Here is a 21580-nt window from a genome sequence, read left to right as displayed (position 1 = left end):
GCTTCCTGCTCAGATGCCGGCGGCGGCCGGGGCGTCGGCGCTGTCACCCGCCGGGCGTTTGCCGAGGGTGAAGAGGCCGGACTGGGTGCGGTGGACCACCGACGCGTCGCGGACGATGTTGATCGGGTCCCGCCCGGCCTCGACGTCGTCGGCCATCGCGAGCAGCATCCGACGGAGCATGACGACGCCACGGTCCCCGGTGGCCAGGGTCTCCTCGGAGTCCAGAGTGATCGCGCCCTGCGAGCCCTGGGCCTCCGTGTCACCGGGGAACTGATGGCGCTCCTCGTCGGTCAGCTCGTGGTTCTGCTTGCCGTTCTGCGTGATGCCGATGACGAAGCGGACCATGCGCTCGGGGTCGTTGGTGCGGATGGAGAAGAAGAGCCGGTGGCTGGTGTCGTCGGAGGGCACGACCCACAGCAGCTGGTCCGGGCGCGCGTCGGGGGTGACCTTCACGTAGTCCGGCAGGCCGAAGACGTTGGGCAGGTGCTGCTCGACCGCGAAGCCGTACTCGGTGATCTCGCCGTCCTCGCCCTCCATCTCGAAGCGCTGGGTGTACTTCACGCCGTGGTCGGTGCGCTCGTACGTCAGGCGCTCGGCGATGGTGGCCGGGTCGAAGAAGTTCTCGGGGTAGCCGAAGGTGCCGGTGCCCAGCATCTGGTAGCCGCTGTGTGTGGAGTGCAGCCAGGTGACGTGCGTCGGGTCGGCGGAGTTCTCGTAGATGTTGAGCCAGCTGAAGTCCGCCGGCATGCCGAGGACCGCCGCGTGCGGGACCGGCCAGCTCGCGAAGTACTTCTCGTCCTGCGCGGGGTCCTCCAGCGCGTCGTAGCGGGGGAGTTCGGGCTTGAGCTCGGGCGGGCCCATGTAGACGAAGACCAGGCCGTAGCGCTCGGCGGCGGGATACCACGGCTGACGGGCCGCGTCGCGCCTGCGCCCCAGGGCCGGCTCGCAGGCCTGCTCGACGCAGCGGCCCTCGACGTCGAACTTCCAGCCGTGGTAGCAGCAGCGGATGCCGTCGTCCTCGACCCGGCCGTAGAAGAGGCTGGCGCCGCGGTGGGCGCAGCGCTCGATCACGACACCGGGCCTGCCCTGCCCGTCCCGGAAGACGACCAGGTCCTCGCCGAGCACCCGCGTCTTCTGCGGCAGGGCGCCGGCGACGAGCGCCTCCGAGCTGGCGACCGGGTGCCAGTAGCGGCGCAGCGCCTCGCCCATGGGCGTACCGGGCCCGACCTCGCGCAGACGGGCGTTGTACGAGGGCTTCGGACGACCGTAGGCCGTGCCGGTGTCGACGTCTGAAGTGGTGGTCATCGTTGTCTCCCGTGCGGCTCGGGAGCACAGCCGGTGGCCCTGCAGGGCGGTGGGGATCACCTGCGAGGGCACCGTCGTGTGCAGCCCTCAAATAGGATTGTTAATTCACATTCGCATTTCTTCTCGCGTGGCGTCAAGGGTCATGTCCGGGCCCTCGGGAGGGGGTCCGTCGAGGTGCTCCGGCCGGTCGAGTGGGCCGGCGACGCAGGGCCTGGCCGAGTGGGACACCGGCCGGACGCCCCGCAGTTCGCGGCCCGGCGGCCCGCGTGCGCGAGCTGCCGGGGCGCATGCCGACGGCGTATACGCTGAGGCGATGAGTACCGAACCGTCGCTCGATCTGCCGCCGGCGCAGCAGGCGCGCAGCAGGCTGACCCAGCAGCGGATCCTGGAGGCAGGCACCGCCCTCCTCGAAGAGGGCGGCACCGAAGCGCTCACCGTCGCGGCCGTGGCTGCCCGGGCGGGTGTATCCGTGGGCAGTGTCTACCGACGGTTCGGCGACAAGGACCGCCTGATCGCGGCTCTGCAGCACGACATGATCGACCAGTTCCGCGCCGACATCATCCGCCGCTTCGCTCCGCAATGCACAGAGCCGACCGTGCTGGTCGCCTCGGCGGTCGCCGGACTCGCGGAGACGTATCAAGCGCACGAGCGCCTGATGCGCGTCTTCCTGGCCGCGGGCGCCACCGACCCCGCGGTGGCTCGGGTCGGGTCCGAGGCTGCCATCGATGCCGGCCACGTCTTCCGGCGGTACCTGGAGCCGATCCTCCCGGTGATCGACGCACCGGAGCCGGACTTGCGTCTGGATGTCGTCTATCGCTTGATCTACGGGACCTGTCAGAACCGCGTGCTCTACGGCGAACTGTTCGAGTCCGACCGGCCGCTGGCGTGGCGTCAGCTGACGGACGAGCTGGTGAACGTCGCCCGTCTGTACCTGCTCGGCACGCCGGCGCGGTGACCTCCGGGCCCGGAAATGTGAATGTGATTCCCCCTTCACATTTGCCTGAATTGGCGACATACTGAGCGGACTCCACGGAAGACGGCCGGCGGAGTCGACCAGGGAAGGAACCGCTCCATGCGAGAGCCGCTCAGCTACGAGATCGCACACGGCGCCGCACTTGCCGCTCTGGAAGCGGGGAGGGCCGACGGGCACCAGGTGTGCGCTGTCGTGGTCAACCGAAGTGGCGTCACCAAGGTCCTCCTCAGCGACGACGGCGTCGGCCTCCTCGGCGTGGAGACCGCGCGACGCAAGGCCTACACCTCGGCCGTGAGCGGTGTCCCGACGGCCAAGTTCGCGGCCTTCGCGGCGTCCCCCCAGATGCAGGTGGCGCCTCCCCACCTGGTCGATGCCAACCTTCTGCCGGTCGCCGGCGGCGTGCCGATCGTGACGGCCGAAGGGGAGGTCATCGGGGCGATCGGCGTGGGCGGGGCGGACGACGTCACGGACGACCGCATCGCGCAGCAGGCTCGCGATTCCGTCGCGAAGATCGTCGCGTAGGCCTGTCGCCTGATCGGCACGGTGGCCGTCCTGGGCGTCGTCGCGTCCCCTGGGCAGGGCTGATCTCCGTGTGCCGGTCAGCATGCCGGACCCCGCGTCGCGCGACCGGCTCGCCCCGGAACGTCGATCCGGGGCTATATGACGAGGACGGTGCCCATGTCGGGGGGTGAGCCGGAGGCCGCGGCCGAACCGCGTGTGCGTCTCAGTCACGCCTAGTCTCCGCACAGTCCCTCAGGACCAGTACAGACGAACCGGCAGGGACTGCAGATGCCTTACGGTCAGGCCGGGCTGGTAGTCGAGTTGCTCCGGTGCAACCGCCAGCTCGAAGCGTCGCACCGTGTGCAGCAGCACCTCCAGAGCGGTGCGCGCCTCGAGGCGGGCGAGGGCGTGACCCAGGCACGTGTGTTCTCCCCGGCCGAACGCGAGGTGTGCGTGGGGCGAGACACGGTCGAGGTTGATCTCTGCGGGCCGTTCGGTCAGCCTCGCGTCACGGTTGCCGGCTCCGAAACTCACCAGGAGGCGAGCGCCGGCCGGAATCGGGGTGCCGCCGAGCTCGGTGTCTCGGGTCGCGGTCCGGAACAGCCCCTGAACGGGCGACTCCAGGCGCAGCGACTCCTTGACGAACGTGGCCAGCCGCGACGGGTCCTGCCGCAACTGGTCGGCCAGCCACGGATCCTCGGCCAGCAGCCTGACGCTGCTGCTGATGGCATCGGCGGTCGTCACGTTGTCGGCGAACAGCAGCTCGAGGACGAACCGGGTGGCGTCCTCCGCGTCGAGCCCGGAGGCCGCGATCGTCTGCAGAATGGTGGTCTCCTGCCCGACACCGGCGGCCGCTTCCAGCGCCGGCGCCAAAAGCGCGCCGAACTCCTCGCAGGCCCGAATGAAGCCGCCCAGGTCCGGTGAAGAGGTGAGGGAGGCGAGCACCTTCTCCGAGAGCCGCCGCATCTCGACGGTGTCCGCTTCCGGGACACCCAGCACCGTGGCGATGACAGCGATGGGCAGCTTGATGGCGAAGTCGGCCACGAAGTCAACATCATCGCGCCCACGCAGGCCCTCGATCAGCTCCGTGAACGTCGCCCGGATCTGCTGTTCGAAAGGAGCGATCCGGCGGGCTGTGAACGCCCTGGCCGCCGAGCGACGGCGCCGGGTGTGCTCCGGCGGATCACTGGTGATCAGATAGAACCCTGTCTTCGTCGCCCCACTCCTCGACTCGATCGGCGGGAGTCCGAGCGCGTCGGGCGAGGAGAACGTCTCGACGTCACGCAGTACCGCGTCGATGTCGTCGGCCCGAGTAACCATGAAGGCGTTGACCTCCTCGACGAAGGCCACCCCTTGCTGCCGCAATTGGGCGTAGAGCGGGTAGGGGCAGTACGAGGTCTTGGGCCCGGCCTGGGCAGTCATCTCAGGGTTGGACACGGCTTCCTCCCTGTCTGTTCGGCGGCTCGCCGACATTCAAAAGCCGGGGCGCGCGCACCCAGGGCCCGTGGAACATCGTCAGCGGGTCATGCTGTACGGACTCGGCCGGTGAGGACATAGCAGTGGCCGTTGAATGAACAACGCCTGCCGAGCGGTCACGAACCGAGAGAGAACGGACTCAACGCCTCTCAGAACATCGCCTGGATGATCCCCACGGTGCGCGCCAGATGTGGCTCGGAGCGGTCCGTGCGGTGGGCGACGGCCAGCTCCACACGTGCGTCGGGTCCGGCCAGCGGCAGGTAGGCGACGCCGTCGAGCGTCAAAGCGGTCACCGGCTCGGGTACGACAGCGACGCCGAGCCCGCCGGCCACGAGCGTGATGAGCGTCGAGGTCTCGCCGACCTCGTGGCGGATGTGCGGTTCGACGCCGGCGTCGCGCAGCAGGCCCAGGACGACGTCGTACATCACCGAGCGGCGGTCGGCGGAGTGCACGATCAGGTCGGCATCCGCCAGGTCCGCTGCCCGCAACCGCTTCCGGCGGGCAAGGGGGTGGTCGACCGGTACGGCCACGACCAGCCGGTCCCGCCGCACAGTACGGACGGTGAGGGAGAGGTCGGCCACGGGAGGTCGCAGCAGGGCCACGTCGATCGCGCCGCTGCGCAGTGCCTCTACCTGGTCGGGCGCGAGCATCTCGCCACGGAAGGAGAAGTCGACGCCGGGCAGCTCCTTGGTGAGCCGCCGCGAGAGCGCGGGCAGGAGGCTGTACGTCGCCGAGCCCACGCACCCGATCGCGAGGTGCCCGACCGAGCCCGCGGCGACGAGGCGTGCGTGCTGGGCGGCCTCGTCGACATCGGCCAGGATGCCGCGCGCCCGCTGGAGATAGGCCCGGCCCGCCTCGGTCAGGTCCACGCGTCGTGTCGTGCGGTGCAGCAGCTCGACGCCGAGCTCCGCCTCCAGCTGCCGGATCTGCTGGGACAGCGGGGGCTGGGCCATGTGGAGCCGCTCGGCCGCACGACCGAAGTGCCGCTCCTCGGCCACCGCCACGAAGTACCGGAGATGGCGGAGATCCATATGTCGTCCATATCAATCGGCTCGGATATGCGTACTTCAGAATATCGCCGCCCAAGGCTAGCGTCGTTCCCATGAGTGCCTTCCTCTACGCCGCGACCCGGACACCGTTCGGCCGCTTGGGCGGCGCGCTGGCCGGCGTCCGCCCGGACGACCTCGCCGCCGCCGCGATCACCTCGACGCTCGCCAGGGTGCCGGGCTTCGACCCGGCCGCGATCGACGACGTGGTGTGGGGCAACGCCAACGGCGCAGGCGAGGAGAACCGCAACGTCGGCCGCATGGCCGCGCTGCTCGCCGGCCTCCCGGTGAGCGTGCCCGGCACCACGGTCAACCGGCTGTGCGGTTCGAGCCTCGACGCGGCGATGACGGCCAGCCGGACCATCGAGTCCGGCGATGCCGAGGTGGTGCTGACCGGCGGTGTGGAGTCGATGACGCGTGCGCCGTGGGTGCTGCCGAAGTCGGCGAAACCGTTCCCGGCCGGTGACGTCACCGCCGTCTCCACCACTCTCGGCTGGCGGCTGGTCAACCCGCGGATGCCGAAGGAGTGGACGGTCAGCCTCGGCGAGTCCAACGAGCAGCTCCGGGAGCGTTTCGGGATCTCCCGGGAGCGGCAGGACGAGTTCGCCGCCCGTTCCCACCAACTCGCCCATGCCGCGTGGGAGTCGGGCTTCTACGATGACCTGGTGGTGCCGGTCGACGGCGTCGACCTGGCCCGTGACGAGGGCATCCGGCCCGGCTCCACACCGCAGGTGCTGGCGGGCCTCAAGCCGGTCTTCCGTACAGCGGAGCAGGGCGGCACCATCACCGCGGGCAACGCCAGCCCGCTCAACGACGGCGCCTCAGCGGTGCTGCTGGGCAGCGAGAAGGCCGCCGCCGCGATCGGCGCCGATCCCATCGCCCGCATCGCCGGCCGCGGTGTGATGGCGCTTGAGCCGCAGGCCTTCGGCTACGCCCCGGTCGAGGCCGCGAACCGTGCGTTGGCCCGGGCCGGGATCGGCTGGGACCAGGTGGGGGCGGTCGAGCTGAACGAGGCGTTCGCGGTGCAGTCGCTCGCCTGCCTGGACGCGTGGAAGATCGACCCGGCCATCGTCAACCAGAAGGGCGGCGCCATCGCGATCGGGCATCCGCTGGGCGCCTCGGGCGGCCGCATCCTCGCGACGCTGGCCAAGGTGCTGCGCGAGACGCGGCAACGCTACGGCGTCGCCGCGATCTGCATCGGAGTCGGCCAGGGCCTGGCCGTCGTACTGGAGAACTGCGACGTCACGGAGGCGACCCGATGAGCCGGGCGGAGATCGTCGAGAGCGCGGATGCGGCCGTCGCCGGGATCGAGGACGGGTCGACCGTCCTGGTCGGCGGGTTCGGCCTGGCCGGGATGCCGTTCGATCTGATCGACGCGCTCATCCGGCAGGGCGCGAAGGACCTCACGATCGTGTCCAACAACGCCGGGAACGGCGATGTCGGCCTGGCTGCGCTGCTGGCCGCCGGCCGGGTGCGCAAGGTGCTCTGCTCCTTTCCGCGCCAGGCCGACTCCTGGGTCTTCGACAGCCTCTACCGCGCCGGGAAGGTCGAGCTCGAAGTGGTGCCCCAGGGCAACCTCGCCGAGCGGATGCGCGCGGCCGGTGCCGGCATCGGCGCGTTCTACTGCCCGACCGCGGTCGGCACGCCGCTGGCCGAGGGCAAGGAGGAGCGGGAGATCGACGGCCGGAGGTACCTGCTGGAGTACCCGATCAAGGGCGACTACGCGCTGATCGGCGCGCACGTCGCGGACACGCTGGGCAACCTCGTCTACCGCAAGACGGCCCGCAACTTCGGACCGGTCATGGCCACGGCCGCGACGACGACCATCGTCCAGGTCGACGAGGTCGTCGAGCCCGGAAAACTCGACCCCGAGGCCGTCGTCACCCCGTCCATCTACGTCGACCGGGTCGTCCAGGTGAAGGCCCGCCACTACACCGTGCAGGGGGCCCGATGACCACGACATCAAGCGACCGGATGCACACCGACCACCCGCTCTCGATGGACGAACTGGCCGCGGTCATCGCACGCGACATCCCGGCCGGTGCCTTCGTCAACCTCGGCATCGGGCAGCCCACCAGGATCGCCGACCATCTGCCGGCCGGCTCCGGGGTGGTGCTGCACACCGAGAACGGCATGCTCAACATGGGCCCGAAGGCCGAGGGCGACGCGATCGACCCCGACCTGACCAACGCCGGCAAGGTCCCGGTGACCGAGCTGCCGGGGGCGGCCTATTTCCACCACGCCGACAGCTTCGCGATGATGCGCGGCGGCCATCTCGACGTCTGCGTCCTCGGTGCCTACCAGGTGGCCTTCAACGGAGACCTCGCCAACTGGCACACCGGCAGACCTGACGACATCCCCGCCGTGGGTGGCGCCATGGACCTGGCCATCGGCGCCAAGGACGTCTACGTGATGATGAGCCTCTTCACCCGCTCCGGTGAGCCCAAGCTCGTACCGCGGTGCACCTACCCGCTCACCGGCGTGGGCTGCGTCAGCCGCGTCTACACCGACCACGGCGTCTTCGACGTCGGCCCCGAGGGCGTACGGATCCGGGAGACATACGGCATCGAGGCCCACGAACTCGCGCAGCGACTGGGCATCCCGTCGGCTCAGGGCACCGGTGGGATTCACCAACAGCCTTAAGACGCAGCCGCCCGCTCCCGTCACCACTGGTCGCGTGGCCGCACAAGCGGTCCGCGCACCCTCTCTCCCCGGACGAGTCAGCGGAAGCGGCCGCACCGGCCCGGGGTTCCGGTCCGGGCCGGTGCGGTTTCGGGGGATCGCGTCCGCTGCGTCGGCCGGCGGCGTCGGGCCGCACATCATGGACGGGTGCTGGTGACTCACACGTGGACCGGGCTCCGCTCGGATCCGCGGCAGCTCGCACGGGGCGTCGCGTTGCGGCTCGCGGCCGTCTTCGGCACCGATACGGGCTCTCCCACATCGGCCACTGGGCGACGGCCCGGCAAGGGCCGACGGCCATGTGCAGTGAATCCCGGACCGGTGGCGGCAGGCCGTTCCCTACCGCCACCGACCACCGGGTCCAGATTTCTTCACCGCCAGGCCGGCCACCCTTCCACCTCTGGCGCGTCCGGCCCGGTGTCTGTCACTCGCTCGGGTGGAAGGACCGGACGGCGGTAGCGGCACCCCCGGTCGCCGCCGGGACGGGCGAATCGTGTGCAGTCGGCGCGCCCGGGACAGCGGCCGGGCTCGGCACGTTCTCGTCATTCTCGTTCGTCCGGCCTCGGAGGCCGCACGCCGCGAGGGCGGCGCCCACGAGGGCGAGGATGCCGGTGACCAGCACGGCGGTGTGGACGCCGTTCATGAAGGCGGTGTGGCTGCCCTCCACCACGGCCGCCCTGAGCTGGGCGGGCATCGCATCGGAGACCGGGGCGACGCCCATCGCGACCGCGTCCTTCGCCTCCTCGAAGCGGGCGGCTGCCGAGTGGGGCACGCCGGCGTCGGTCAGTGAGTCGGTGAGCGTGGAGCCGACGCGGCTGCTGATGAGGGAGACGAGCACCGATGTGCCGAGCGCGCCGCCGACCTGGAGCGAGGTGGCCTGGAGACCACCCGCGATGCCGCCGTCCTTGACAGGGGCGTTGCCGACGATCGCGTCGGAGGACGCGGACATCACGATGCCGACGCCCAGGCCGAGCGCGACGAAGGGCGGCCACAGGACGGCGTACGACGAGTCGGCGCTCCACGCGAGCATCGTGAACGCGGCGCCGGCCTGCAGCACCATCCCCAGCGGCATGGTCAGACGCGGGCCGAACTTCTCGGTGAGCTTCGCGCCGAGCGGCGAGGCCAGCATGGAGGCGAGGCTGAGCGGCAGGGTGCGCACGCCGGACTCCACCGGCGTGAAGCCGCGTACGTTCTGCAGGTACAGCATGATGAAGAAGATCGCGCCGAGCAGGACGAAGAAGTTCAGCGCGGTGACGAACGTACCGATCGTCAGGGCCGGGTTGCGAAACAGCCGCATGGGCAGGAGGGGGTGCGCGACGCGGGTCTCGTACCAGCCGAAGAGGACCAGGACGACGACGCCTCCGACGATCGCGCCGAGCGTGCCGGCCGAAGTCCAGCCCCACGTCTCGCCCTTGACGACGCCGAAGACGACGGCGAGCAGTCCGAGCGCGAGCAGCACGACGCCGGGCACGTCGAACTTCTCACTCGCGGCGGCCTCGTTCCTGGACTGCGGCAGCACCAAGAGGCCGAAGACAAGGGCGATGACGCCGATGGGGGCGTTGATGTAGAAGACGGACTCCCAGTCGACGTGCTCGACGAGCAGTCCGCCGACGATTGGGCCGAGCGCGGTGGAGACGGACGAGATCATCGCCCAGATGCCGACCGCCATGCCGAACTTCTTCGGCGGGAACACGGCACGCAGCAACGCGAGGGTGTTGGGCATGAGCATCGCACCGAAGAGGCCCTGCACGGCCCGGAAGGCGATGACGCCCTCGACCGAGCCGGCGAGGCCGATCGCGACGGACGCGACGGTGAATCCGACGACGCCGACGAGGTAGACCGTACGGCGACCGAGGCGGTCGCCGAGCTTGCCGCCGAGGATGAGGGCGGCGGCGAGCGCGAGCAGGTAGGAGTTGGTGACCCACTGCAGTTCGGCGGTGGAGGCGTTCAGGTCGCGGGCGATCTCGGCGTTGGCGATCGAGACGACGGAGCCGTCGAGGCCGACCATGAACAGGCCGAGACCGACGGCGATCAGCGTCAGCCAGGGGTTGGCGCGGCGAGCGTGGCTGCGGGGGCCGGACATGGAGGGCGCTGTGGAGACAGCGGTGACAGGCATGTGTGAGCTGTCCTCTGGGACGTGAGGCGCGCGGCTGGGGCGCGGGGACATGTGCGGGGAAGCTGCGTAGGGGAGCAGCACACCCAGCCCCGCCGCATGAGCGGCAAGGGCAAAGGGCGGTAGGCGTACGGAGAGCCGGACCGGTAGGCGGACCCGTCAGCCGGACCGGTCAGGCGGCGTGGTCACGCAGGCGCCGGGTGAGAGCTTCGAGGGCGCCGAGCGCCGAGCCGAGAGCAGCGCGGTCGCCTTCGGTGAGGGTGCGCAGCGCGGACGCGAGATACGCCGCCGCGAAGTTCTCCACCTCGCCGATGCGCTGACGAGCCGTGGCGGTGACACGCAAGTGCGCCACGCGCTTGTCGGTGTCGTCCTGACGCCGCTCGAGCAGGCCCGCCTCGGTGAGGCGGGTGACCAGGGCACTGACGTTGTTCGGCACCATCCGCAGTGCCTCGGCGGCGTTGTGGACGGTGGCGCCGTCGTGCTCGGCGACGTACTGGAGCAGGGCCAACTGCCGCTCGGGCAGGTTCGGATAGGGCAACTGCCGGTCGATGCTCTGCTTGAGGTGCCGGTTCAGTGCAGGGAGGCACGCCACGAGGCCTGCGGCCACCTGGTCGACGCCCTGGCTCCTGTGAGCCTCACTGATTCCGGTCACGTCACCAAGTTATCTATGAGGAGAAACCTATGTCAAAATACTTATTGGCTCCACGAGGTCCAGGTTCGTGACCCGAAGTGCGGCGGCGACCAGGTCCGCCGCCGCGTCGAACGTCTGCCGTCGCTGTTCAGTCGACGCCCTGAGCGGCGTCCCGGCCGAACAGCAGTCGTACGAAGTCGGTGACCGGCCCCACGATGTCGAGGTCCTGATCAAGGACCCACTGCAGCTGGAGGCCGTTGAGCACGGCCTGGAAGAGGACGGCGGCACTCTCGGGGCTGACGCCCTCGCGAAGCCTGCCGCGGGCCGTCTCGTCGGGGAATCCGTCGATGAACTGGGCACGGCTGCGTTCGTAGCGCTCGACGAAGTAGGTGTGCGCGGGGTGATCGGGCCGGGAGGCCGCCGCCGCGAGCTCGATCCACAGCCGCATCAGCTCGGGGGTCTTCTGGTGGTGGCGGATGAGCCCGGCGAGGTAGGGCCCGAGTTGGTCGGGGCTGTCGACCTCCTTCAGTCCTTGCTGCCACTCCTCGGTGTCACGGTCGGCGAGCACCTCGGCGAGGAGCTCGTCCTTGTTGCGGAAGTGGTGCAGCAGCCCGGCGTGGGTGATGCCGGCCCGTTCGGCGATGTCGCGCAGGGACGCTTTGGCGTAACCGTGCTCGGCGAAGCTGTCGCGTGCCGCCCGTACGATCTCCGTCCTGCGGGCAGGGGTCTTGGCGTACGGTCCCCGCGCCTTTGCCTGATCCACGGTGCGCCCACCCTCCTCGACGAAACCGGTCGGGACCGGTTGTTCGCGTCAGCCGAGCTCCAAAACCTACCGCGAGGACAACGCCCTGATTATCGATCCGGGCCATTGTGCTGTGGCCGAATCTGTTCATAAACTTTCCACGCGGAAGGTATTGAAACGTTTCATCGCGTGTTTCATCACGCCTGGCCGTCGGCCGCTGCCCGCCTGCAGCCCACCACGTGTCCGGGGGCGGGGCGCCCCCGTTCCAGCACGGTTATGAAAGGAATCCCTGCCGTGGCCGAGGAGAACAGAAGTGCGTTGAGCCGCCGACACATGCTCGGCATCATCACGTCCGCGGCAGCCGGGGCCTCGCTGCCGCTCGCCACCGCGCCGAACGCCGTCGCGGCGGGCGCAAAGGCAGCGGTCGGTCACGCTTCCGCACCGGTGGAGCTGCAGGTCAACTCACGGGTCGCGCCCCTGGGTACGCAGACCGCTCCGGCGTTCAGCTGGGTAGCGCCGGTGGGAAGACAGACCGCGTACGAGATCCAGGTCGGCTCCTCACCGGGCAGGGCCGACGTGTGGCGCAGCGGCAGGGTGGCGGGCTCGAACAGCACCGAGGCGGCCTACGGGGGCGGCGCGCTGCGGTCGGAGCAGGGGTACTTCTGGCGGGTGCGGACCTGGGACGAGACGGGCGCACCCGGCCCGTGGAGCGAGCCCGCTGTGTGGGAGACAGGCCTGCTGAAGGGCGAGAAGGACTGGTCGGGCGCGCGGTGGATCGGTGGCCGCGAGACGCAGGACCACGACTGGGAGGATCTGACCGCGACCGTCGTCTTCCGCGGCGGTCCCGACGCCGCAGCCGGTCTGTCCCTTCTGCTGCGCGCCGAACCCGTCGGCAAGACCTGGGGCGAGGGCCTGAACTGGACCGTCCGGCAGAGCGGCGACGACATGCGTCTGGTCATGACGACCAGTCACTACGCGGGCAACACCTGGGTCGACGACGGGACTTCCGAGCCCGACTGGGGGGTCGACCACTACGACCCGCAGAGCGAGACCAACCCCACCACCTCGGGCACCCGCAGCGTCCCGGTCGGCACGGTCACTCTCCCCGCCTCGACGGGCCTGACGAAGGACACCTGGGCCACCCGCGACCACACGGTGATGGTAGCCGTGAGCGGTCTCACCGCCACCACCACCGTCAACGGTGTCGAGGTCGACAGCCGCATCCTCACCGGCGACCAGATCCGCCGCCACGGCAGCTTCGGCTTCGCCGGCGGCACCTCCGCCACCGTCCGCAGCGTCCATGTGACCGGCACCGGCGCACGGGACTTCTCCGCCGACCTGACCACGGGCGCCAACCCCTTCGAGAACGGCATCGCCACCCTCGCCGGTCTGACCTTCTCGCCGAAGAACCCGTTCATCCCGTCCAAGAACAGCGTGCTGCCGATCGCCAACCCGGCCCCGGTGCTGCGCCGCGCGTTCACCCTGCCCCGAGGCCGCCGCATAGCCAAGGCCCGTCTGCACCTGAGTGCGGCAGGAAACGTCACCTTCACCGTCAACGGCGAGCCGATCACCGTCGACGGCAAGCAGGCCAACCACGGTCGGACCAATGTGCCCCGCCTGCTCACCGACCAGAGCACCTACGACCGCACGGTCCTCTACGACACCTTCGACGTCACCGAACTGTTGGAGGCCGGCGGCCCCAACGTGCTCGCCGCCGAACTCGGACGCGGCTGGTACGGGGTGACCACACCCCAGGAGTGGTACTGGCAGCTCGCCCCTTACGCGGGCCAGCCCCGCCTGCGCGCGAAGCTCGTCGTGACGTACACCGACGGCTCCCACACCACGCTCGTCACGGACGAGGACTGGCTCGCCACGGACGGGCCCACGACCTTCGACTCCGTCTACTCGGGCGAGAAGTACGACGCCCGCCGCGCCGACGACCTGGGGGAGTGGCGCTCGGTCGACTACCGTGCCGGCCGCGACTGGCGCCCCGCCACCGTCCTGATCCCGCCGGGCAGTTGCTCCGGCCCCTCACCCAAGTACCACGGCAGGCTGCCCGCCACGACGATCCCCGACGGCTTCAAGCCCGCCATCCTGCGCGCCCATGAGGCGGAGCCGGTGCTGGTCAGTCAGACGCTGCGCCCCGTCTCGATCACCGAGACGGCGCCCGGCTCGAAGACCTGGGTCCTGGACTACGGCCAGATCCTGACCGGCCTCGTGCGCCTTCAGCTCACCGGCCTGCGCCCCGACAAGGAGGGCCTCACCCTGCGCGTCCGCGGCGGCAACCGGATCGTCGCCGGCGACGGCACGGCCGCCTCCCCGCTCTCCGTGGAAGAGGAGAACTTCCAGCACGACGCCAACCTCCAGACGCACTACTACACCCTCGGCAGACGGTCGACGCAGACCTGGGAGCAGCAGTTCAGCCACTTCGGCTTCCGCTACCTGGAGGTCATGAACCTGGAGGCGGTCCTCGGCCGAGCCCCGGACCTGGCGCAAGACGCGGACCTCCTGACCGTCGGTGTCGCCCGCACCGGTTTCGCCCGCACCGGCACCTTCACCACCGACAACGCCCTGCTCAACCGCCTTCAGCGCAACCTCGAGTGGGCCGAGCAGAACAATCTGGTCCAGAAGCCCACCGACACCCCCTCCCGGGAGAAGAACGGCTGGAGCGGCGACGCCATGGCCAGCTCCGAGTCGCAGTCCCTGACCTGGGACGTCAACGCCGTCCTCACCAACTACCTGCGCCACTTCCCCGACACCCAGATCTCCACCGGCCAGCTGCCCATGTTCGTCCCCGTCGCCAAGGGCGGCTACGGCTACGACCGCACCCCCGGCTGGAACGCCACGTGGAAGGCCGTGCCGGCCTGGGACTCGGCGTACTTCGTCATTCCGAGGGAGCTGTACACGTACTACGGCAACAGCAGCCTGTTCGCCGAGCTCTACGACCACCAGGACACGCTCCTGACGTACTACGAGACGCTGTTCACCGCCGAGAACGACTACAAGTTCGAGGCATCGCTCGGCGCCTACTCCGGAGCCGAGCCTCCCGGCAGCAACGCCGTCATCAGCCTCGCCTTCTACATCCACTTCTGCGACTACATGGAGAAGGTGGGCCACAGGATCGGCCGCACCGAACGAGCGGCCCACTACGCCCAGTTGGCGCGCACCCTGCGCAAGGCGTTCATCGCCAACTACTGGGACGCGTCGAAGGGGTACTTCACCCAGGGCAGCATCTCCAGCGAGAACGCCATGGCCATCGCCTTCGACCTGGTCCCCGGCTCCGACCTGGGCCCCGGCGATCCCCGCCATCTGGCCGGCACCAAGACGCTGGAGGAGAACAAGAAGGCCCTCGCGAAGCTCCTCGCGGACCGGATCGTGGCGGCGGACCAGCACATCCAGAACGACATGTACGGCTCGCGCTACGAGTTCAACATCCTCAGCGAGTACGGCTACACGGACATCGCGTTGAAGGCCGTCACCCAGACCGGCGTCCCCGGCTACGTCCACCAGATCGCCAAGGGCGCCACCTCGCTGTGGGAGCAGTGGACCGACCGGCTCTCGGTCAACCACCACTACCGCTCCAACGTGGCCACCTGGTTCTACCAGAGCCTGGCCGGCATCAGGCCGACCTCAACCGCCTACGAGACGCTGCGGATCCGCCCGTACGTCCCCTCGGCCGCGGTCAACAGCCAAGTCCCGACGAGCGTCGACGACACCGACCTGTCTCCCGCGACCCTCGACCACGTCAGTGCCTCGATCGACACGGTGCGCGGTGTGGTGTCCTCGGAGTGGAGGCGCGGCTCGGACGGCCGGATCGACCTAGCGGTGACCGTGCCGTACAACACCGAGGCCGAGATCTGGGTGCCGACCCAGGGCAAGCCCGTCAGCGCGCCCCGGGGGGCCGCCTTCGTCCGTGACGACACCTCGGGCGGCGCGCCGTACAAGGTCTACCGGGCCCGGGCGGGCTCGTACCGCTTCAACGCGTGACCTGGCCGGCTCCCTTCTGCGTCAGTCGCCAGAGGGGAACCCGGCAGCCAGGGTGTTCACCCCGCTGTGCCGATCGGCTGGGGACGGGCGTCCCGGTTGTCCTGCCGACTGCGACGGCCGACCTGGTACGCCGCAGTTCATGGGCGAAGCGCTGCACAGCACCGGCGCGGGGGTCGACCGGCTTCTCGGGACGCCCCACCGACGCACTCACCGCAACGCTCTCCGACGCATTCGAACAATTTCTTCACCCACGACGTGCGCGGGCAACCATGGCGCGGCCCGCGGGCCGGTCTTGGGCGTCCTGCGGTCCGGGCTCTGTGCGGCCACCTGGTTCAGGCGGCCGGTTGCGACCGGTCCACTCGACGGCCGTGGTGCCCAGGCCGCAGGAGTCGGCCGCCGGTGAGGTCATGGAAGCGAGCGCGGCGGTGTGGGTGGCGACCCGCGAGGCGAAGTGGACGAGCCCCCCGGGCAGGACACGTGCGGCTTGAAGGGGCCGACCTTGGCGTCGGTGCAGCAGACGACGCGCACACCTCGCGCGTGCATGGCCGCCGAGCGTCAGGGACCTCGTGCGCGATGGTGTTGCTCGACTCTCCAGGTGTATGAGCCACTGCCGTCCGGGAGCCACGGGCACCTTGGCGTGCCAGGGCAGCTCAGAGAGCGTTTGCTCGCGCGCAGCGCGCCCGCCAAGTCGTTGGTCAGGCCGTCTCGTCGGTGGCTTCCGGCCCGATGCCCAGTTGTTCGACCGCCGAGGTCATGTGCCGGTGCAGGATCTCCTGGGCCGCTGCCGCGTCTCCGCGCGCGATCGCGTCGGCGATGGGGGAGTGGGAGGTCGCGGACATGGCCACGTCGCGGCGCTCGCCGGCGGCGCTCATGATGACCACGCGCATCGGCCCTTCCAGCTGTCGCCATGTTTTGAGAAGGATCGAGTTGCCGGAGAGTTCGCACAGCAGGAGGTGGAAGCCGAGGTCGGCCTCGACCTTCGCGGCCAGGTCCGCTCCTGACTCGAAGGCGTCGTGGAGCTTTTCCAGGGCCTCGCGCAGGGCTTCGGCCGCGTCCTGTCTGCGGGGTGAGGCGATGATCTGCGCCACCGCGAGGCCTTCGAGCGCTTCCCGGACCTGGAAGAGTTCCCGCACCTCGGTCGGGGTCAGCTGGGACACGCGCAGCATGCCGCGGGCGCCCGCGGTGACGAGCCCCTCCTGCTGGAGGTGGCGCAGAGCTTCGCGTACCGTGCCGCGGCTCACTGACAGGTGCTCGGCGATCTCCACCTCTCCGAGGTGGTCGCCTGGGCGGTACTGGCCTGTGGTGATGGCCGTCCGCAAGGCGACGAGCGCGCGCTCCCGGAGGGTCGTCGTGCGGGTGAGACTGGACAAAGCCTGACCGGACACGGTCGAAACCCCTTTCAACGCCGCGAGCGATCATTGTAGCCCAGCTGTCGTCTGTTGACAGTCGGCAGTTCGACCGTCCGGGAGGGTTGACAGGTCTCGCCGTCGGGCCCAGCATCATCTCTCGACTGTTAACAGTCGACAGCCAACAGCGAGTCCGGGACGGCTCGCTCGCCCACGATCAAGGAGGATCGGCATGGCTGAGTCCACGGCGTCGCAGCAGGCGGCGCAGGGGTCGCCCGAACGTCTGAGGGTTGCCGTCGGGTGCGGTGTCGGCGCGACCATCGAGACGTACGACTTCATCGGCTTCGGAACGGCCGCAGCCCTCTATTTCGGTGATGTGTTCTTCCCGGACTCCGATCCGCTCTCGGCCACCCTGCTCTCGTTCGCGACGCTCGGCATCGGCTTCGCCGCACGGCCGCTCGGCGGTGTGATCGCCGGCCACCTCGGCGACCGCATCGGCCGCAAACCCGTGCTGGTCGGATCCCTGCTGCTCATGGGCATCGCGACGGTACTGATCGGCTGCCTGCCCACGTACCAGATGGTCGGGATCTGGGCGCCGGTCCTGCTGGTCGTCGTCCGGGTGATCCAGGGGCTCGCCTTCGGCGCCGAATGGGGCGGCGCCATCCTGATGACCTTCGAGCACGCCCCCTGGAAGCGGCGCGGTCTGTACACGGGCATCACCCAGGCCGGCTTCCCGGTCGGTCTGCTGCTCGCCAACCTCGCCTTCCTGTTCAGCCGACACACCCTGGACGACACCTGGGCCTGGCGCGTGCCCTTCCTGCTCAGTGCCGTCCTGATCGCCGTGGGCATCTTCATCCGGCTCAGGATCGACGAGTCACCCCCAGTTCGAGGCCCTCAAGGAGTCCGGCGAGGTCGTCAAGAACCCGCTGCTGGAGGTGATCCGGGAGGACTGGCGCAACGTGCTGCGGGCGTTCTGCCTGCGCATCACCGAGACCGCCGGATACGCCGTCTCGGTCACCTTCGTCCTGTCCTACCTGGACGACGGCGACGCCCCCGACGTCTCCAGCACCACCACGCTCACCGCTCTGGTGACCGCCGTGGCCGTCGGCATCGCCGCCACCACGCTCTGGGGCCGCCTGTCGGACCGGGTCGGCCGCCGCCCGGTGTACCTGCTGGGCTGCGCGGTGAGTTTCGCCTGGGGCATCCCGTTGTTCCTGCTCGTCAACACCGAAGCCGCCGCCCTCGTCCTGATCGCCTTCCTGATCAGCTACGCCGTCTGCCAGAACTCCCTCGCAGGCGTCCAAGGGGCCTGGTTCTGCGAGCTGTTCGCCACCAGGACCCGCACCGCAGGGACGTCCCTGGCCTACCAACTGTCCGCGGTGGTCTCCGGGTTCACTCCCATGATCGCCACGGCGCTCTACTCCGCCACCGGATGGACCGGCCCCGCGGTTCTCTTCACCTGCTACGGGTTGCTGGGCCTCGTGGCGACCCTGGTGACACGCGAGACATGGGGCCCGGAAGAACGCCGGCAAGCGGACCGGGCCATGACCGCGTCCACCGAACCCGCCCTGCCCACCGCTCACTGACAGAGATGAGGATCAACGTGATGTCCACCCCGGCACCAGAGACGGTGGCGCCGCCGACCCGGCGTATCAGCGCCCTGAAGGACTCCGCCCACCGCATCCGAATGCACGCGCTGGACATGGGGGAGACCCAGGGCCAGGGCTACATCGGGCAGGCGCTGGGCGTGGCCGACATCCTGGCCGTCGTCTACCAGGACGTTCTCAATCACCGTCCCGCCGAGCCGGACTGGCCGCAGCGCGACCGGTTCCTGCTGTCGATCGGCCACTACGCCATCGCCCTGTACGCGGCGCTCGCCGAGGCCGACGTGCTGGACGTCGCCGAACTCGCCACCTACGGCAGCGACGACTCACGCCTGCCCATGTCCGGCATGGCCTCCTACACCCCCGGCATGGAGATCTCCGGCGGCTCCCTCGGCCACGGTCTCGGCGTCGCCACCGGCATGGCACTCGGCCTCCGTCACCAGGGCAGCGACGCACGCGTCTACAACCTGCTCTCCGACGGCGAGTTGGACGAGGGCTCCACCTGGGAGGCGGCGCTCGCCTGCGCCCACCACGGCCTGGACAACGTCACCGCCATCGTCGACGTCAACGCCCTCCAGGCGGACGGCCCCACCAAGGGCGTACTGCGCACCGAGCCGGTCACGGCCAAGTGGGAGGCGTTCGGCTGGCATGCCGTCCGCGTGGACGGCAACGACATCGAGGCACTCGTCGCGGCCTTCGACCACCTGCGCGAGCACCGCGGTTCACCGGCCGTGCTGATCTGCGACACCCGGATCGGCTGCGGCGTACCGATGCTGGAGATGCGGGAGAAGGCGCACTTCATGCGGGTCGAGGAACACGAATGGCAGCTGGCCCGTGAGCAGTTGACGGAGCGTCACCACGCGACCGCCCAGAAGGAGGGAACCGCTCGATGAACACCCAGACGCCGCAACGCAGGCTCACCACCTCCGCGATGATCGCCTCCATCGCCGAAGAGGGCCAGCGCACCACCAAGGCACCCTTCGGACACGCCCTGGCCCGGCTCGCCGACGAACGCCCCGACGTGGTCGGCCTCTCCGCCGACCTGGCCAAGTACACCGACATGCACGTCTTCCGCGAGGCCCACCCCGACCGCTTCTTCCAGATGGGCATGGCGGAACAGGTGATGCTGGGCGCGGCAGCGGGCCTGGCCGAGGTCGGCCTGACCCCGTTCGCCTCCACCTACTCCGTCTTCGCCACCCGCCGCGCCTACGACTTCCTCTGCCTCGACATCGCCGAGCCGCAGCTGGGCGTCAACGTCGTCGGCGCCCTGCCCGGCCTGACCACCGGCTACGGTCCCAGCCACCAGGCGACCGAGGACCTGGCGATCCTGCGCGGTATGCCCGGTCTGACGATCGTGGACCCCGCCGACTCGGTCGACATCGAACAGGCCGTCCCGGCACTGGCCGCTCACGACCCGGCCCCACCTACATGCGGCTGCTGCGCGGAGCCGTCCCCACGGTCCTGGACGAGTACGACTACCGGTTCGAACTCGGCAAAGCGGCGCTGCTGCGCGGCGGACGCGACGTCCTGTTCGTCTCGACCGGCCTGATGACGGTACGTGCCCTGACTGCGGCCGAGGCACTCGCGGCGGACCACGTCGATGTCGCCGTCCTCCACGTGCCGACGATCAAACCGTTCGACCGCGAGACGGTGCTGCGGGAGACGGCGGGGGGACGTCTGGTGGTGACGTTGGAGAACCACAGCCTCGTCGGAGGCCTCGCCGAGTCCGTGGCCTCCTGCCTCGCCTTCGCCCAGCAGACGGCACACATCGTCCCGGTCCGGCCTGCCGGACGCCTTCCTCGCCGCAGGCGCGCTGCCCACCCTCCACGACCGCTACGGCCTCTCCGTCGCGGCGATCAAGGAACGCGTCCGCCGCGAACTCTGATCCTGTCACCCCTCTCTCCCCAGTCCTCAGGAGCACACCATGGCCACCCCATCCACCCCTCGCACCGCCGTCATCACCGGTGCGGGCTCCCGCCGCGGCATCGGCCGCGCCACCGCGCACGCCCTGGCTGCCGCCGGCTACCACATCGCCGTCCTCGACCTGGACAAGGAGGCCGCCGAGGACGCCGCCAGGGAAGTCGCCGCCCGGCACGGCGTGGAAGCCCTGGGCCTCGCGGCGGACGTCACCGACGCCGACGCCGTCGACGCCGCCGTCGGAGCGGTCGAAGCGGCGCTCCCGCCGGTCGGCGCCCTGGTCAACAACGCGGGAATCACGTCTCCGACCCGCTTCCTCGACGTCACACCCGCCGAGTGGGACCGCATCTTCGAGGTCAACGTCCGCGGCAGCTTCGTGGTCACCCACCGCGTGGCTGCCGGATGGCCGAGCGCGGGTTCGGCCGCATCGTCCTCCTGTCGTCCGTCTCGGCCGAGCGCGGCGGTGGGGTGTTCGGGGGAGTGGCCTACTCGGCGGCCAAGGCCGCCCTGCTGGGCTTCGCCCGGGCCCTCGCCCGCGAACTCGGCCCGTCCGGAGTCACGGTCAACTCCGTTGCCCCGGGATTGATCGACACCGACATCACCCAGGGCAAGCTGGAGGAGCGGCGCAAGGCAGCCATGATCGCGGATGTTCCGGTACGCCGCATCGGCGAGGTCGAGGACGTCGCCGACGTCATCGCCTTCCTGGCCCGGCCCGAGTCGGGCTACCTCACCGGCGTGACGTACGACGTCAACGGAGGGTCTCACATGCACTGACCGAGCCAGCCGGGACAAGAAGAGGCAACATCGCCAACTGGACGACTCGACGTCGAAAAGGCCCCCCAGGGCATCGCCACCACAGCCCCTCGCATCCCCGCAGCTGCTACTTCGTCGAGTCGCCTCAGAAACCCACACGAGGTGCCAGCGCACGCCGCGGTCGGTGCTGGCCGGTGTACCCCCGGAAGGTCGCGATGCTCCCGCCGTCGTACACCACCGGCGCCACCGCGCTGGCGGCGCGCTCGGCCTTGTCGAAGGGAGCCGCATCCCAACGCACGGCTGTCCCACCAGCCGGGGCGAGAGGCTTGCTCGGCTGGACAGGAAACTGCGCCTTGGACAACCCGCCCGCAAGCGCGGGAATCCACCCCGCACGGAGTTACTCCTCAGGCCAGAATGGCTACCTGCCCTGTCTGCGCCGTACGCCGAGGACCCGCGTGACGCCCTCCAGCCCCGCAACCCCCCAGTCGACCACCCGCCTGGCCCTGC

General features: G+C 69.9%; 14 protein-coding genes and 3 pseudogenes. 10 read left to right on the top strand and 7 right to left on the bottom strand.

The genetic code is table 11. From position 1 onward, the window contains the following. Positions 1-9 precede the first annotated feature (9 nt). A complete protein-coding gene (locus ACQF4J_RS46545; RefSeq protein WP_120049463.1) occupies positions 10-1305 on the bottom strand; it encodes a Rieske 2Fe-2S domain-containing protein in 1296 nt (431 codons plus the stop codon). Positions 1306-1618: 313 nt separating this feature from the next. Here ACQF4J_RS46545 and ACQF4J_RS46540 point away from each other — a divergent pair, with 313 nt between their 5' ends. Together ACQF4J_RS46540 and ACQF4J_RS46535 are read left to right on the top strand one after the other, a co-directional pair. After that, entirely contained in the window at positions 1619-2260 is a 642-nt protein-coding gene (locus ACQF4J_RS46540; protein ID WP_120049462.1) for a TetR/AcrR family transcriptional regulator, read from the top strand. 117 nt (positions 2261-2377) lie between these two features. Beyond that, entirely contained in the window at positions 2378-2800 is a 423-nt protein-coding gene (locus ACQF4J_RS46535) for a GlcG/HbpS family heme-binding protein (protein ID WP_120049461.1), read from the top strand. A 231-nt stretch (positions 2801-3031) separates the two neighbouring features. Here ACQF4J_RS46535 and ACQF4J_RS46530 read toward each other — a convergent pair whose 3' ends face one another. Together ACQF4J_RS46530 and ACQF4J_RS46525 are read right to left on the bottom strand one after the other, a co-directional pair. Next, positions 3032-4216: a cytochrome P450 gene (locus ACQF4J_RS46530; RefSeq protein ID WP_427168727.1), complete on the bottom strand. Its 1185-nt coding sequence runs from the start codon at positions 4214-4216 to the stop codon at positions 3032-3034. A gap of 188 nt (positions 4217-4404) precedes the next feature. Further along, complete coding sequence (locus tag ACQF4J_RS46525; RefSeq protein WP_120049459.1) at positions 4405-5286, bottom strand: LysR substrate-binding domain-containing protein; 882 nt, start codon at positions 5284-5286, stop codon at positions 4405-4407. A gap of 71 nt (positions 5287-5357) precedes the next feature. On the opposite strand from ACQF4J_RS46525, the gene ACQF4J_RS46520 reads away from it, so the two are divergent. Genes ACQF4J_RS46520 through ACQF4J_RS46510 form a run of 3 tightly spaced genes read left to right on the top strand, consistent with a single transcriptional unit; the run spans position 5358 to position 7944 of the window. Then, on the top strand, positions 5358-6563 hold the full coding sequence (locus ACQF4J_RS46520; protein ID WP_120049458.1) for a thiolase family protein: 1206 nt from the start codon (positions 5358-5360) through the stop codon (positions 6561-6563). Then, positions 6560-7255, top strand: a complete 696-nt coding sequence (locus ACQF4J_RS46515) for a 3-oxoacid CoA-transferase subunit A (RefSeq protein ID WP_427168728.1) — start codon at positions 6560-6562, stop codon at positions 7253-7255. The genes ACQF4J_RS46520 and ACQF4J_RS46515 overlap by 4 nt, the downstream gene beginning before the upstream one ends. Continuing rightward, positions 7252-7944, top strand: a complete 693-nt coding sequence (locus ACQF4J_RS46510; protein WP_120049456.1) for a 3-oxoacid CoA-transferase subunit B — start codon at positions 7252-7254, stop codon at positions 7942-7944. Before ACQF4J_RS46515 ends, ACQF4J_RS46510 begins: the two co-directional genes overlap by 4 nt. A gap of 460 nt (positions 7945-8404) precedes the next feature. Here ACQF4J_RS46510 and ACQF4J_RS46505 read toward each other — a convergent pair whose 3' ends face one another. The 3 genes from ACQF4J_RS46505 to ACQF4J_RS46495 all read right to left on the bottom strand — a co-directional run bounded on the left by ACQF4J_RS46505 (position 8405) and on the right by ACQF4J_RS46495 (position 11487). After that, a complete protein-coding gene (locus tag ACQF4J_RS46505; protein WP_246090750.1) occupies positions 8405-10096 on the bottom strand; it encodes an MFS transporter in 1692 nt (563 codons plus the stop codon). A 169-nt stretch (positions 10097-10265) separates the two neighbouring features. After that, complete coding sequence (locus tag ACQF4J_RS46500) at positions 10266-10745, bottom strand: MarR family winged helix-turn-helix transcriptional regulator (RefSeq protein ID WP_246090749.1); 480 nt, start codon at positions 10743-10745, stop codon at positions 10266-10268. A 127-nt stretch (positions 10746-10872) separates the two neighbouring features. After that, positions 10873-11487 (bottom strand): TetR/AcrR family transcriptional regulator, encoded by a 615-nt coding sequence (locus ACQF4J_RS46495; protein ID WP_427168731.1) that lies wholly within the window; start codon positions 11485-11487, stop codon positions 10873-10875. Between the two features lie 297 nt (positions 11488-11784). Here ACQF4J_RS46495 and ACQF4J_RS46490 point away from each other — a divergent pair, with 297 nt between their 5' ends. Beyond that, positions 11785-15453 (top strand): family 78 glycoside hydrolase catalytic domain, encoded by a 3669-nt coding sequence (locus ACQF4J_RS46490; RefSeq protein ID WP_427168732.1) that lies wholly within the window; start codon positions 11785-11787, stop codon positions 15451-15453. A gap of 695 nt (positions 15454-16148) precedes the next feature. Here ACQF4J_RS46490 and ACQF4J_RS46485 read toward each other — a convergent pair. After that, the gene (locus ACQF4J_RS46485) at positions 16149-16823 is read right to left on the bottom strand and encodes a GntR family transcriptional regulator (RefSeq protein ID WP_120049453.1); all 675 of its coding nucleotides are present in this window, start codon (positions 16821-16823) and stop codon (positions 16149-16151) included. A gap of 208 nt (positions 16824-17031) precedes the next feature. Between ACQF4J_RS46485 and ACQF4J_RS46480 the strand changes: the two are divergent. The 4 genes and pseudogenes from ACQF4J_RS46480 to ACQF4J_RS46465 all read left to right on the top strand — a co-directional run bounded on the left by ACQF4J_RS46480 (position 17032) and on the right by ACQF4J_RS46465 (position 21094). Next, positions 17032-18385, top strand: a pseudogene (locus ACQF4J_RS46480) (MFS transporter). Positions 18386-18390: 5 nt separating this feature from the next. Then, positions 18391-19296: a transketolase gene (locus ACQF4J_RS46475; protein ID WP_217367971.1), complete on the top strand. Its 906-nt coding sequence runs from the start codon at positions 18391-18393 to the stop codon at positions 19294-19296. Beyond that, positions 19293-20288, top strand: a pseudogene (locus tag ACQF4J_RS46470) (transketolase family protein). The gene ACQF4J_RS46475 and the pseudogene ACQF4J_RS46470 overlap by 4 nt, the downstream one beginning before the upstream one ends. A gap of 39 nt (positions 20289-20327) precedes the next feature. Then, positions 20328-21094, top strand: a pseudogene (locus ACQF4J_RS46465) (SDR family NAD(P)-dependent oxidoreductase). The last annotated feature ends 486 nt before the right edge of the window (positions 21095-21580 follow it).

This window comes from Streptomyces sp. C1-1 (assembly GCF_050214755.1).
Classification (GTDB): Bacteria; Actinomycetota; Actinomycetes; order Streptomycetales; family Streptomycetaceae; genus Streptomyces.
Note: the sequence above shows the minus strand (reverse complement) of the source record. Positions and strands in the feature narration are given on the sequence as shown.